Raw genomic sequence first — 12,315 nt, 5'->3', positions numbered from 1 at the left:
CCCGCCCGGTGCCGGGCGGGGGCCGCGTGGTGAACGAGCGGGGGCCGCTCAGTTCTCCTTGCCGATGACGCCGATGCGGTCGCTGGGCGTCTTGCCGAGCAGCGCCTGCCGCAGCGCGGACTCCACGTCCTCCGGGGTGACGGGCTTCTTGCTGCCGTCGCCCCGTTCGAGCAGAACGCCGTCGAAGGTGCTGCCGTACAGCTGCTTCAGGACCGACAGGTCGTAGTGCTCCACCAGCTTGCCGTCGATCACCTTCATGGAAAGGATCTTCGGCAGCGACTTGTCCGGACCGAACGGAATCGAGTGCTGGGCGTCCGTCTGCACGGTGGCCAGACCCGACATCGCGGGCTTGGCGAAGCTCTTCATCTTCCGGTTGACCTCGGCGTCGCTGACCGTGGGGCGGCGCACGGCGACCGGCAGGGTGATGGCCTTGTTCTGGCCGGTCTCGGCGCGCAGGCGGAACCCTTCCGAGACGGCCTTGACCGCCGTGTCCACGTTCAGCCCCTTGCCCTCCTTGCCGTACACCGCGACGGGCTTGCCGGAGCTGAAGTCGATACCGCCCTCGCGGGCCGTGCCGGAGTCGCCCGCGAGCCGCTCCAGGGCGTCCCGCAGCTTCTCCTCGTCGACCGTGACCGCGGGGTCGGCCTCATGGGTGCCGCCGAAGAGCGAGCCGATCACGGTGACCGGGTTGTAGTCCCGGCCCGCGACGTCCCGGACCGTGGCCTCGGTGTCGAGCGCCAGGCCCGCGACGGAGGGCTTGATCTCCTTCTGCTGGCCGTCGACCGACACCGTCAGCGGGGCGGTGGTGCGCTTGCCCAGCGCGGCGTCCAGCTTGTCGACGGCGACCTCCTTGGCGCTGCCGCCGATGTCGACGCCGAGGACGGTGGTGCCGTTCGGCACATCGGCGTGGTTCATCACCAGACCGGCGGCGTAGGCCCCGCCCGCGATCACGAACAGCAGGCCCGCGACCATGACGACCTTGGAACGGCCCTTCTTCTTGGGCTTACCGGCCTTCGGAGCGGACGGCGCCGGGGCGCTGTTGCCGCCGGGCGCCGGGGCTCCCGGGCCACCCGGTGCGGGCGGCGCCGGCGGCCGGGACCGGCCCTCGCTCGACGGCACCACGGGCACCCCGCTGACCAGCGTGTCGCTGGAGATCTGGTCCGGCGGCACCCCGCCGCCCGGCGTGGGCTCGGGGTCGCGGAACAGCGAGGGGGACGGATCGCTCCCGAGGTCGCCCCTGAACCCCTCCCCGGGGCCGGTCAGCGGGCCCGCGCCGGTGGTGGCGCCGAGGCTGCCGGACATCGGCGAGCCGCCCGGCGGGGTCGGCGGCTGGGCGGCCGGGCCGCCAGCGGCCAGCGGACCCACCCCGCCCGGAGGCGTCTGCGGGTCACCGCCGTACAGGCCGCCGGCGGGGCCCGGTCCGGGCGGGGCCAGCAACTCACTGTCGTGCGGGCCCGCACCGGGGCCGGACGGCGGCATGAACATGCCGCCGGTGACCGGGCCGGTGGTGGGCCCGTTCGGCTCGGGGTGCCCGGACGGGGCCTGGGCGTCGGTGAAGTACGGCAGATCGGCGACGGGGCCGCCGCCCTGCTGCGGGGCCGGGAACCCCTGGGTGGTGTCCGGAGAGGGGAACCCCTGGGTGGTGTCCGGCGCCGGGAATCCCTGAGTGATCTCCGGGGAGGGGAATCCCTGCGTGGTGTCCGGCGCGGGGAACCCCTGAGTGGTGTCCGGGGCCGGGGTCATCGGCGGCGTCGGCGTGCTGCCGGTGGCCGACGAACCGCCCCTGGGCCTACGGGGCGAGAACCAGTCGCTGGTCCGCTGCTCGCCGTCGCCCTTCTTCTCGCGGTTCTCGGAAGGCTCGTCGGGCCCGCCGGGCTCGGCCGGCACACCGCGCTCCGGCGTCGGCGGGTAGTCGACCCGGGGCAGGGCGCTGGTGGGCTCGGGGGCGTCGTCGTCCCCGCCGGAGCGCTGCGCGGGTACGCCGTCCTCCGCGACGGGCGTGCGCATGACCACCGGCGGGATGGGCCGCGACCCCGGAATGTTGATCTTGATCCGGGTCGTCAGCGTGGTCTCGGTCTTCGGCTCCTCCGGCTTGGCCGCGGCCCGCACCTGCCCGTCGTCGGCGAACTCCTGCGGAGCCTCCTGCGTGGGGTTCGGCGAGGGGTACTGGCGGGATCCGTACGGCGGGGTGCCCGACGGGTAGGCGGCACCGCCGCTTCCCTCCCGGGGCCCGGAGGACGAACTGTCAGATTCACGGCTCAAAGCAGGTTCTCCCAGTTAGCTCCGCCGCCCGTCAGACCTCGCGCGGGCGGCTCGGCGGCGGCACCACCATACTGGGCGGTGCGGACGCGCACTTGACGGCCGCCGGATCACCGCATCCGGTACGCCCGAGGCGCACCCTTCGCCGCATGTCCGAAGGGCCCCCAAGTGCCGGGGACGTCGTGCCGAAAACGTCACGTCACTTACCAAGTCGGACCGGCGGGCCAGGAGGTTGCGGCACCAGAGGCAACGTGGCGCACATCACACCGATGAACATCCCGCCGAGGAGGAAAGCGTACGACCCGAGCCCGGCGCCGAACAGGAAATCCCCTTCCGAGCGGGAGGAAGTGAGCAGCAACACGGCCACCGTCCAGGCCCCCGCGGGCACTCCGCCGCCCATCCGGGCACCCGCGGCCTTGACCCCGCCGTAGCACAGGCCCGCGATCGCGAGCAGCGCCAGCAGCAACCCGCCGGGGAACCATGCCGCTTGGACCAGCGCGCCCGCGGCGCCGACCAGCACCCCGGCCACGGCGAGCAGGGCGTATCCGCCCAGGCGCAGGGCCGTCATGCCGCCACCCCCGCGAACAAGTCGTCCTCGCGGCCCGCCCCTGCCTCGCCCTTGACCAGCCGGTAGTGCTCATGGACGAACATCGGCTGGGCCAGGTCGTTGGAGAGCGCGAAGAAGGGTCCGTCCACCGCGATCTGGCTGGCGTGGGCGCGCATCGCCGCCGCCTTCGCCCCGGCATGGGCGGTGCCGTCGATGAACGCGGTGACGTCCGAGTCCGGCACCACTCCGGGGACGTCGTCGACCGTGGCGACGCCGGGGAAGAGGGAGTCCCGGCCCGCGGCCCGCAGCCGGGCGAAGCCCTCCTCGACGGCCGAGCGCGGCACGCAGTTCCAGTAGACCTTCGCGATGTCGTGCGGCTCGCCGAGCTCCGGGCGGAAGTCCGCGTCGGCGGCCAGCTCCACGGCGCGCATCGCCACGCGGTGCGCCTGGATGTGGTCGGGGTGGCCGTACCCCCCATGGGTGTCGTACGCCACGAGCACCTGTGGCCGGATCTCGCGGACCACGGCCACCAGGTGCCCCGCGGCCTCGTCCAGGTCGGCCTGCCAGAAGCAGTCCGGCCGGTCGTTCTGCGGGGCGCCCATCATCCCGGAGTCGCGATAGCGGCCGGGACCGCCCAGGAAGCGGTGGTCCTCGACCCCCAAAGCGTCCATGGCCGCGGCGAGTTCGCCGATCCGGTGCGGACCGAGCGCGTCGTCGCGGTCGGCGGCGAGATGCGCGAGGGCAGGCGGGATGACCTCGCCCTCCTCACCGAGGGTGCAGGTCACCAGGGTGACGCGTGCGCCCTCGGCGGCATACTTCGCCATGGTCGCGCCGTTATTGATCGACTCGTCGTCCGGATGTGCGTGCACCAGCAGCAGACGACGGGCGGGAAGAGCGGTCATGGGCACAGCCTACGATTCGCACACCAGTGCCCACGGGCCGCACACCCCGGCCCCGCTCGGGGTCAGATCTTCACGCCGCCGATCATGTCCGCCACATTGGTGGTGAGGTCGTCGATCGTCGGGGCTACCGAAGAACTCGCCAGGTAGAAGCCGAGGAGGACACAGACGACCGCATGAACCCCCTTCAGCCCTGCCTTGTTTACGAGCATGAAGACGATGATCAGCAATAGCACTGATACCGAGATCGAGAGCGCCACAGCGGCTCACCTCCAGATACACGCACTCGGACGGACAACATATTGATGCCACAGAGGGGCTACCCACTATGCGCAATCGATCATAACTATGGCGGTGTACACATGACTCGGTGCACGGGAGCATGACAGGGGCGCATGCCTGATCGCACGAACTTCCGCGCCCCCGGGGCGGTTTCTCGGTGGTTATGCGCCATCTCGCCATCATGTGGGGCCGGTTGACCCCCGCGTCGTTCCGGCCGGACCGTGCCAGGGGCAACCCCGCCCCGGCCTACCGATCCGTACTCTCCCTCGCGATGATCCTGAGCCGTACGCTCGCCCTATGACCGGACAGCTCTCGTTCCCACGGCAGCACGCGCGGACCCAACGCTTCACCCTCGGGGCACCGCGGGCCCTGACCGTGGCCCCCGACGATTCACGCGTCGTCTTCCTGCGCTCCCGCTCGGGCACCGACCGGACCGGCCTCCTGTGGGTGCACGACCTCGCCGGGCAGCGCGAGTACCCCGCCGCCGACCCGGCCGAGCTGCTCGGCGGCGCCGGCGAGGAGCTGTCCCCCGAGGAGCGGGCGCGGCGCGAGCGCAGCCGCGAGGGGTCGGCCGGAGTGGTCGGCTACGCGGTGGACGCCGCCGTCGAGCGGGCCGCGTTCGCCCTCTCCGGACGGCTCTTCACCACCGATCTGCCCGCGGGCACCACCCGTGAGCTGCGCGTCCCCGGTCCGGTCGTGGACCCGCGCCCCTCGCCCGACGGCCGCCACATCGCCTATGCGGCGGGCGGGGCACTGCGGGTCACGGGCACGGACGGCGAGGACGACCGGGCGCTCGCGGAGCCGGAGGAGGACACCGTCACCTACGGCCTCGCGGAGTTCATCGCGGCCGAGGAGATGGACCGCTCACGCGGCTTCTGGTGGTCGCCGCGGAGCGACGCCCTGCTGGCCGCCCGCGCCGACGACGCCCCCGTACAGCGCTGGTGGACCGCCGACCCGGCCCACCCTGGCCAGAAGCCCGCGGAAGCCGCCTATCCCGCCGCGGGCACCGCCAACGCCGAGGTGCGGCTGGTTCTGCTCGGTCTGGACGGCTCCCGTACGGAGATCGAGTGGGACCGGGAGCGCTATCCGTACCTCGCGCGGGTGCACTGGTCGGCCTACGGTCCGCCCCTGCTTCTGGTCCAGGCCAGGGACCAGCGCAGCCAGCTCTATCTGGCCGTGGACACCGACACCGGACGGACCAGCACGGTCCATGTGGACGAGGACGCGGTTTGGCTGGATCTTTTCCCCGGGGTGCCGGCCTGGACGGAGGACGGACGACTCGTCCGCATCGCGGACGAGGGCGGCGCCCGGGTGCTGATGGTCGGCGACCGCAAGTTGACGTCCGGCGCCCTCCAGGTGCGCGCGGTCCTCGACATCGGCACGGACGACGTGCTGTTCTCCGCCTCTCCGGGGACCGGTGCTCCGCTGCCCGAGCAGCCGGGCGAGATCGACGTCCACCGCGCCTGGTTCCGGGGCAGCGGCGACCAGGGCGGCTGGGAGCCGGTCGGTAAGCGGCCCTTCCCGGCGGTCCACTCCGCGACGCGCGGCGGTGAGGTGCTCGCACTGGCGTACACGGGGTTGGAGCGGCCCGGGGTGAGCGTGGAGATCCTCCGGCCCGCCGACCACGGCGCGGCCGAGCGCATCGCCGAGATCGCCTCGTACGCGGAGCGGCCCGTCATCACCGCCCGCCCCGAGCTCCTCTTCGCGGGCAAGCGGGACATCCCCTGTGCCGTGCTGCTGCCCAGCGGCCACCGGGAGGGCGACGGACCGCTGCCGGTCCTGATGGATCCTTACGGCGGGCCGCACGGCCAGCGGGTGGTCGCCTCGCACAACGCCCACCTCACCTCGCAGTGGTTCGCCGACCAGGGCTTCGCGGTGGTCGTCGCCGACGGCCGCGGCACCCCCGGCCGCTCCCCCGCCTGGGAGAAGGCGGTGCGCGACGAACTGGCCGCGGTCACCCTGGAGGACCAGGTCGAGGCGGTGACGGCGCTCGCCGAGCGCTATCCGCTGGACCTCGGCCGGGTCGCCATCCGCGGCTGGTCCTACGGCGGCTATCTGGCCGCGCTGGCGGTGCTGCGCCGCCCGGATGTCTTCCACGCGGGCGTGGTGGGCGCCCCGGTGACGGACTGGCGGCTGTACGACACCCACTACACCGAACGGTATCTGGGCCTGCCGGACGAACAGCCCGAGGTCTACGCCGCCAATGCGCTGATGACCGACGAGGGGCTGTCCGGCGCGGCGGAGACCGCCCGGCCGATGATGATCATCCACGGTCTGGCGGACGACAACGTGGTGGCCGCGCACACCCTGCGGCTCTCCTCGGCGCTGCTGGCCGCGGGCCGTCCGCACGAGGTGCTGCCGCTGTCCGGGGTGACCCATATGACCCCGCAGGAGCAGGTCGCGGAGAATCTGCTCCTGCTGCAGGTGGACTTCCTCAAGCGGTCCCTCGGGATGCGGTAGCGCTCCGCGGGAAGAGCCGCAAGCTGCCGTCCTTTGTCTGCGGCTGCGTCGTGGCTGGTCGCCCACGCGGCGGAGCCGCATATCGACACAGCCCCGCGCCCCTTCGGGGCGCACCCGAACCGCACCGGACAGGGCCTGGGCCCCGGGGCCGCGCTGATCCGCGGTCACCAGCCCGGCGTCACCGGCCCGGCGTCACCGGCCCGGCGTCACCAGCCCGGCGGCGGTGCGGGAGGCGCGGGGGGTGCGGACGGCGGCGGGGGCACGGCGGGCGGGGCCCCGGGCGGAGGGGGCACCAGCGGCGGGGTGCTGGGCGGCGGCGGGCCGTAACCCCCGCCGCCGTATCCCCCGCCTCCGTAGCCACCACTCCCGTCTCCGCTGCTCCCGTAGCCACCGCTCCCGTAGCCGCCGCCGTAGCCTCCGGCCCCGGAGCCGTCGTCGTAGCCCCCGGGCCCATAGCCGTCATAGCCGCCGTACGCCGGGGCGCCCGGCCCCGGCGCCCCGGTGAACGCGGCGTCGTCCTCAACACCCCGCCGAGCCAGTGCCAGGAGAGCGATCAGCCCCGCGATCGCCTCGAAGAAGCCGGTGAGCACGCTGAGCACGCCCACCGTCGGCAGATCACTGAGGTGGTCCACATAGTCCAGCTTGATGTAGAGCGATGCCTCGCTGATCCCCGTCACCATGACCAGCGCCGCCGCCGTCATCCCCAGCGGGCGCGCCAGCGGGGCACGCGCGAGCGCGGCCGCCGCGGCGGCCAGGCACAGCGCGACCGCCGCCCACGCCGTCCAGGCACCGGGCGGCGAGAGCAGGGTGGGCAGCGTGTGCTTGCCGGTGAGCAGGTACTTGTAGATCTCCCAGCCCCGCTCCTGGGCCCAGTAGATCTGCCAGGCGGCGATGACGGCCCCGCCGGCGCCCAGGAACAGCGCGCCGGTGACCGCCGCCCCGGGCGAGGGGCGGCCCGGCGGCCGGTCGGCGGGCGAGGCCAGGTGTCCGGGCGGGGCGAGGTCGGCGGGGCGACGGGCGGCGGCCACCACGGCCAGCAGCAGCCCGCCGAGCACCACCTGCGCCCAGGCGCTGAGGTTGGCCCGCGTCTTCAGATCGCCGGGGATGCCCTGCAGCCAGTCGGAGTTCAGGTTCCACAGGCTGGGCAGGCGCACCGCGACGGTCACGACCGCGACCGTGCCGAGCGCGCCCGCGGCGGCCGGTGAGCGCAGGGCGGTGATCCCGACGACCGCGTAGACCAGCAGCAGCACGAGGTCGAGCAGGGAGGAACCGAAGATCCCTCCAGTGGCCCGGAACGGCAGCCCCGCCCACGTCCACCACAGATGGTTCGCCTCGTCGGCCTTGTCGAGGTCGTGGATGATCCACGCCAGCGAGATCAGCCCGAGAACCGCGCAGACGAGCGCCCCGAAAAGGCGCCCTCCGCTGTTGAGTATCCGTCCCTGCCCCATAGCCGTAGGTTTCCCCCGCCTCGTACCCCGGGCAACCGTCGCGGGGCGAAGAAAAATACGGATCGTGACCGTCCGGCGGCCGCCGGGGGGGGCGACCGGCCGGGGCCACATGGCGCGCCCCGACCGGTCCACGGCACCCGCACGGCCGTACGCAGATCAGCCTGACGCGTCCGTATATCGGTGTTGCGACGGATGAGTTGCCTGTGTGTTAACGCGCTTCCTGCCTATAGAACATGCTTTGTCTCCCATGGGGGATCCCTGTCAAGCACGCCTTGACCTCGATCTGCCAAATCTTCGCTCAAGACTCGAATGAGCGGCACATCCACCCTCCCCGGCCCCTTGACTGGGCCGTTCCCCGATTGCGAAAGTCCGCTCAACCCGGTACGCACGCACCACCCTGGCGAGCGGGCGGCGACATGACGCGCATAGATAACGCGAGTTGACGGTGTGACACCAGTGCGGGGGGACGCTACGCGATGACGAGTCCATCGCAGTCCGGCGTGGTCGAGAAGACCGCACCGGGCACGGAGGGCGAGGCGCCGGCCGGTCTGGCGCCCCGGCAGCTCATGTGGCGGCGCTTCAAGCGCGACCGCACGGGTGTCATCTCCGCATGCGTGGTGATCTTCTTCTTCGCCGTCGCCGTGCTGGCGCCGGTGATCTCCTCGCTGTACGGCAAGGATCCGTACACCACCTACGGCCTGGACCGGCCCGAGCTGCTGGACCCCCTCACCGGCTATCCGATGAAGCCCAACGGGGGCATCGACGGGGAGTTCTGGTTCGGCATCGAGCCCAAGCTGGGCCGCGATGTGCTGACCCAGCTCGTCTACGGCATCCGCACCTCGCTGCTGATCGGGCTTGCCGCGACCGTGCTGTCCACGGTCACCGGCATCGTAATCGGCGTGGTGGCGGGCTATCTGGGCGGCCGCACCGACTACTTCCTCGGGCGGCTCATCGATCTGCTGCTGTCCTTTCCGCAGCAGCTCTTCTTCGTCGCCTTCATGCCGGTGGTCACCGCGCTGTTCGTCAGCCCGCAGAAGGAGACGCCCACCTATTTCCGGGTGACGGCCCTGGTGATGGTGTTGTGGCTGCTGGGCTGGATGCAGCTCGCCCGGCTGCTGCGCGGCCAGGTGCTGTCCCTGAGGGAGCGTGAGTTCGTCGAGGCGGCCAGGGTGACCGGCGCCTCGCCGTGGCGGATCGTCCGCAAGGAGCTGCTGCCCAACCTCGTCACGCCCATCCTGGTGCAGTCCACGCTGATGCTGCCGAACTTCGTGACGACCGAAGCGGCGCTGTCCTTCCTCGGCGTCGGCGTGGTGGAGCCGACACCCGACTGGGGCCGGATGTTCGCCAAGGGCGCGAACTTCTACGAGGGCGACATCACCTACATGTTCTTCCCCGGCATCGCCATGGTGGTCTTCGTGGTCGCCTTCAACCTGCTCGGGGACTCGGTCCGGGACGCGATGGACCCGAAGACCACGCGGTGACCGGGGGGCCGGAGGGCCCGAGGCAGAGAACGGCAAGTCTTCCGTCCGATGAGGCAGGTGCAGTGACCACGATGACGCCGAAGAAGAACAGTCGCAGAGCCCGTACCTATACCGTCGCCCTGGCCGCGGGCGCCCTTGCGCTCGCGGGGTGCAGCAGCGGAGGCGGCGGCTCGGAGCCCAAGGGGTCGAACGAGCCCAAGATGGAGTCCCAGGACATCACCCTCGGCACCGCCGCCGACTCCACCGGACCGGCCAAGGACCTGCCGGGCGCCAAGAAGGGCGGCACCGTCACGGTGCTGCAGCGGGACGCCTTCGAGCATCTGGACCCGGGGCAGATCTACGTCAGCGATGAGCTGATCGCGCAGACCCTCTACAACCGGACGCTGACGAACTACCAGTTCGACGACAAGACGGGCAAGGCCAAGCTGGTCGGCGACCTCGCCACCGACACCGGCAAGTCCTCCGACGGCGGCCGCACCTGGACGTACACCCTCAAGGACGGGCTGAAGTACGAGGACGGCTCGCCCATCACCTCCAAGGACGTCCGGCAGGCCGTCGAGCGGCTCTACGCGCCGTATCAGACGAACGGGCCGACCTATCTGCAGCAGTGGCTCTCCGGCGAGGGCCAGAAGTACCGTAAGGCGCTTCCGGACGGCCCCTACAAGGGCAAGCATCTGCCCTCGTCGGTGCTGGACACCCCGGACGACAAGACCATCGTCTTCCACTTCGACCAGCCGCGCGCCGAGGTGCCGTTCGCGGTCGGCATGCCCAATATCGGCGCGGTGCCGCCGGGCAAGGACACCAAGGAGAAGTACGACAAGGCCCCGCTGGCCTCGGGCCCGTACAAGGTCAAGAACTTCAAGTCGGGCAAGGGCGTCGAGTTCGTCAAGAACGACCAGTGGGACCCCAAGACCGACTCGATACGTCATCAGTACGTCGACGGGTTCAACGTCTCCTTCGGCCACCAGTGGGTGGACTCCACCCGCCGGCTCCAGGCCAGCAAGGGCGCCGACCGGAACGGGATGACGCTCACCAACGCGGTCGACCCCTCGCAGATCTCCACGGTCCTCAAGGACAAGGAGGCGATGGCCCGGTCGCTGACCGAGACGCAGCCCTATGTGGACGTCGTCTCGATCAACACCGATCGGGTCAAGGACAAGAAGGTGCGCGAGGCGATCGCCTGGGCCTTCCCCAGCGGGCAGTACCTCCAGCAGTTCGGCGGCCCCAAGGGCGGTGAGGTCGGCGGCGGGCTGGTCGGCCCCACGCTCAAGGGCTACGACCCCTCCTTCGACCCGTTCCAGAAGAAGAAGTACCCCGGCGGCAACGCCAAGAAGGCCAGGGAGCTGCTGAAGGAGGCGGGCAAGGAGAACTACGAGCTCGTCTACGCCTACGGCAACGGTGACACCCACCAGGACGCCTCGGTGGTCGTCCAGCAGGCCCTGGAGCGGGCCGGGTTCAAGATTCAGAAGAAGGAGATCGACCAGTCGACCTATTACACGCAGATCGGAAAGGTCAAGAACAAGTTCGACCTGTACCGGTCCTCGTGGGGTGCCGACTGGCCGTCCGCCTCGACCGTGGTCCCGCCGGTGTACGGCGGCGAGAACGTCTACGACGACTCCTCGAACTACTCGCACCTCAACGTCCCGGCGGTCAACGCCGAGATCGGCAAGGTCACCAAGGTCAGCGACCTCAGCCGGGCCACCTCGGAGTGGATCAAGCTCAGCGAGAAGATCCTCACCGATGACGTCCCCGCGGTCCCGACCTTCTACAACCGGCTGTTCACCCTCTGGGGCTCGGGCATCGGCGGAGTGAAGTTCAACTCGGTCTACGGGGCCGTGGACCCGACGGCCATCTTCATCAAGTAGCCGCGGCCGTACCCAGGCAGCGCAGACCCCGGCCGCACCCGTATCGGCGGGTGCGGCCGGGACCCGCCCCTAGCGGAAGATCACCGACGTCATGTTGAGATTCCTCGCCCGCCGGTCCCTCGGCGCGATCGTGATCCTGATCCTGATCAGCGCGATCACGTTCTTCCTCTTCTTCGCCCTGCCCGCCGAACCGGCCCGGCTCGCCTGCGGCAAGAACTGCGACCCCGTCTCGCTCGCCATGATCAACAAGAACCTGGGCCTGGACCAGCCGGTGCCGGTCCAGTACGCGAAGTTCATGGTGGGGATCGTCGCCGGGCGGGACTTCGCCGTGGGGCACTGCAGCGCCCCCTGCTTCGGCTACTCCTTCGTCAGCCAGGAGCCCGTCTGGGGCACCATCGCCGACCGCTTCCCCACCACCCTCTCGCTCGCCCTCGGCGGTGCCGCCGTGTTCCTGGTCTGCGGGATCGGCATCGGCATGATCGCGGCCTGGCGGCGCGGCACCTGGATCGACAAGTTCTTCAGCTCGCTGTCGCTGCTCGGCGCCTCGATGCAGATCTACTTCGTCGGAGTGCTCGCCCTGGCCTGGTTCGTCAGCGGTCTGGGGATCATGGACCAGCCCGCCTACTACCCCTTCACCGACAATCCGGCGAAGTGGTTCAGCGGGATGCTGCTGCCCTGGGTGGTGCTCTCCCTGATCTTCCTGGCCAACTACAGCCGGATGACCCGCTCCCAGATGGTCGAGCAACTGCAGGAGGACCATGTCCGCACGGCGAGAGCCAAGGGGCTCTCCGGCCGTACGGTCTTCTTCCGCTACGCCTGGCGCGGCGCCATCGCCCCCATCATCACCATCTTCGGCATCGACCTCGGATCGCTCTTCGGCGGGGCCATGGTCACCGAGTACACCTTCACCCTGCACGGCATCGGGCGGCTGGCGGTGGAATCCGTCCAGCTCACCGATCTGCCCATGCTGATGGGCGTGATGCTGGTCAGCTCCGCGGCCATCGTGGTGTTCAACATCCTGGTCGACGCCGCCTACGCCTTCATCGACCCGCGCGTGCGCCTCGCCTGACAGAC

Annotated in this window: 9 protein-coding genes; 4 read left to right on the top strand and 5 right to left on the bottom strand. The window is 70.9% G+C overall.

The window, feature by feature from the left end:
* Positions 1-48 precede the first annotated feature (48 nt).
* From J5X86_RS19960 to J5X86_RS19945, 4 genes are all read right to left on the bottom strand, one after another.
* Positions 49-2,262, bottom strand: a complete 2,214-nt coding sequence (locus J5X86_RS19960; protein WP_208518127.1) for a hypothetical protein — start codon at positions 2,260-2,262, stop codon at positions 49-51.
* A gap of 196 nt (positions 2,263-2,458) precedes the next feature.
* A complete protein-coding gene (locus J5X86_RS19955; protein ID WP_059145262.1) occupies positions 2,459-2,827 on the bottom strand; it encodes a DUF6113 family protein in 369 nt (122 codons plus the stop codon).
* Entirely contained in the window at positions 2,824-3,708 is an 885-nt protein-coding gene (mshB, locus tag J5X86_RS19950) for an N-acetyl-1-D-myo-inositol-2-amino-2-deoxy-alpha-D-glucopyranoside deacetylase (RefSeq protein WP_208518126.1), read from the bottom strand. The genes J5X86_RS19955 and mshB overlap by 4 nt, the downstream gene beginning before the upstream one ends.
* Positions 3,709-3,770: 62 nt before the next feature.
* Positions 3,771-3,965, bottom strand: coding sequence for a hypothetical protein (locus J5X86_RS19945; RefSeq protein WP_078643382.1), 195 nt, complete (start codon positions 3,963-3,965; stop codon positions 3,771-3,773).
* Positions 3,966-4,284: 319 nt separating this feature from the next.
* Here J5X86_RS19945 and J5X86_RS19940 point away from each other — a divergent pair, with 319 nt between their 5' ends.
* A complete protein-coding gene (locus J5X86_RS19940) occupies positions 4,285-6,447 on the top strand; it encodes a S9 family peptidase (RefSeq protein WP_208518125.1) in 2,163 nt (720 codons plus the stop codon).
* A gap of 206 nt (positions 6,448-6,653) precedes the next feature.
* Here J5X86_RS19940 and J5X86_RS19935 read toward each other — a convergent pair whose 3' ends face one another.
* On the bottom strand, positions 6,654-7,895 hold the full coding sequence (locus tag J5X86_RS19935; RefSeq protein WP_208518124.1) for a hypothetical protein: 1,242 nt from the start codon (positions 7,893-7,895) through the stop codon (positions 6,654-6,656).
* 476 nt (positions 7,896-8,371) lie between these two features.
* Here J5X86_RS19935 and J5X86_RS19930 point away from each other — a divergent pair, with 476 nt between their 5' ends.
* The 3 genes from J5X86_RS19930 to J5X86_RS19920 all read left to right on the top strand — a co-directional run bounded on the left by J5X86_RS19930 (position 8,372) and on the right by J5X86_RS19920 (position 12,310).
* A complete protein-coding gene (locus J5X86_RS19930; protein WP_208518123.1) occupies positions 8,372-9,376 on the top strand; it encodes an ABC transporter permease in 1,005 nt (334 codons plus the stop codon).
* A 71-nt stretch (positions 9,377-9,447) separates the two neighbouring features.
* Positions 9,448-11,241: an ABC transporter substrate-binding protein gene (locus J5X86_RS19925; protein WP_208518288.1), complete on the top strand. Its 1,794-nt coding sequence runs from the start codon at positions 9,448-9,450 to the stop codon at positions 11,239-11,241.
* 91 nt (positions 11,242-11,332) lie between these two features.
* On the top strand, positions 11,333-12,310 hold the full coding sequence (locus J5X86_RS19920) for an ABC transporter permease (RefSeq protein WP_078643376.1): 978 nt from the start codon (positions 11,333-11,335) through the stop codon (positions 12,308-12,310).
* The last annotated feature ends 5 nt before the right edge of the window (positions 12,311-12,315 follow it).

The organism is Streptomyces sp. NEAU-YJ-81 (assembly GCF_017592595.1).
GTDB lineage: Bacteria > Actinomycetota > Actinomycetes > Streptomycetales > Streptomycetaceae > Streptomyces > Streptomyces hygroscopicus_B.
The sequence above is the reverse complement of the archived record's forward strand: the minus strand, read 5'-3'. Positions and strand labels throughout refer to the sequence as shown.